The sequence below is a fragment of the Treponema primitia ZAS-1 genome (assembly GCF_000297095.1).
GTDB classification, from domain to species: domain Bacteria; phylum Spirochaetota; class Spirochaetia; order Treponematales; family Breznakiellaceae; genus Termitinema; species Termitinema primitia_A.
In genome coordinates this window covers 1-1,073 of the sequence record NZ_AEEA01000014.1, presented here as the reverse complement: position 1 = coordinate 1,073, position 1,073 = coordinate 1, and the positions used below count along the sequence as shown (strand labels likewise).

At 48.6% G+C, this 1,073-nt stretch carries 1 protein-coding gene; it reads left to right on the top strand.

The window, feature by feature from the left end:
- Positions 1-93 precede the first annotated feature (93 nt).
- Positions 94-969, top strand: coding sequence for a peptide ABC transporter ATPase (locus tag TPRIMZ1_RS0101310; RefSeq protein WP_026043445.1), 876 nt, complete (start codon positions 94-96; stop codon positions 967-969).
- Positions 970-1,073 lie beyond the last annotated feature (104 nt).

Here is a 1,073-nt window from a genome sequence, read left to right as displayed (position 1 = left end):
CCCCCCGTCTTTGCCCCTCCCGTTCTGGGGTCCATCAGGGGGGGGAAAGAGAGAGAGCTTGTAAGGGACAATCGCACCCTCTATAATAAAACAATGTTTTGGGATTTCCTCTCCCCCCTGCGGAGGATAAAAACCTTTGCCCTCGTCGGAGAAAGCGGTACCGGCAAGAGTTTCCGGGCCAAACTTGTGGCCCAGAAATACGGGATAGACTTTATCATCGACGATGGGCTCCTGATCCGGGATAACCGGATCCTGGCAGGCCACTCCGCTAAGCGGGAAAAAACCTTCATGGCGGCGGTGAAGGTGGCCCTTTTTGACAATAAGGGGCAGCGGGATGAGGTGGCCAGGAAGCTTCAGACCGAAAAAACAAAGAAAATCCTCATCCTGGGGACCTCGGAGAAGATGGTAAACAAGATTGCCGCCCGGCTCCAGCTTCCACCTATCAGTAAGATCATCAAAATTCAGGATATCGCCTCCCAGGAAGAGATTGAACGGGCTATCCGGACCAGGAAGATCGAGGGGAAACACGTTATTCCCGTCCCGAGTATCGAGATAAAGCGGAATTATCCCAATATTTTTTACGATGCCATCAAGATTTTCAAGCGGAAAAAGGGACCCGTCGCCCTGGGGGGAGGACCATCGGTACATGAAAAGTCGGTGGTACGGCCGGAATATTCAAAACGGGGTAAGGTTATCATTTCCCAGGCTGCCCTAAGCCAGATGGTTATTCATTGCGTAGATGAGTATAATCAGAATATCCGGATCAAAAAGATGGTGGTCAAGGATGATGACGAAGGGTATAGGCTGGTGATTACCATTGACGTACCCTATGGAACCCAGTTGGGGGGAAATATCCATGAATTGCAGCGTTATATAATTGATAATATTGAACGGTACACAGGGATTCTGATAGAAGAGGTAAATATCATCATTGATAAATTCATTCAAAACGGTTTAACCGAAGAATGATATCCGGAGGAACGGTGAAAAAGTATATTGCAGTTCTATTACCATTACTGATCGGGGCATTTTCTCTGCCGGCCCAGGATTTCGACTGGGACGACCTGGATTAT